Annotated in this window: 1 pseudogene; it reads left to right on the top strand. The window is 40.8% G+C overall.

Going from position 1 to position 306, the window contains the following annotated elements:
* Positions 1 to 306 (top strand): annotated as a pseudogene (locus tag AAEY62_RS21505) (threonine synthase); the annotation flags it as partial.

Raw genomic sequence — 306 nt, 5'->3', positions numbered from 1 at the left:
GCTATGGATGTAAGCAAGCCAAATAACTGGCCACGAGTGCAAACTATGCTCGACAACAACTGGTTTAGTTACGATAATTTTTATTCAACCAGCGTAAACGAGCAAGATACGCAAACAGTGATGAAAAATATTCAACAAACAGGTTATGTTGCTGAGCCGCATACTGCTATTGCATACCAAGGACTTGTTGAAAATCGCGCTCCTGGTGCTACTGGAATCTTTTTAGCCACGGCTCATCCAGCTAAATTTAAAGACAGTGTTGAAGGTATTTTAAACATTAAGCTAGACATGCCAAAGCCACTTGCA

Origin of the sequence: Pseudoalteromonas sp. GW168-MNA-CIBAN-0100 (assembly GCF_040309225.1) — a bacterium.
Lineage (GTDB): Bacteria > Pseudomonadota > Gammaproteobacteria > Enterobacterales > Alteromonadaceae > Pseudoalteromonas > Pseudoalteromonas arctica.
This window is presented reverse-complemented; position numbering and strand designations above follow the sequence as displayed.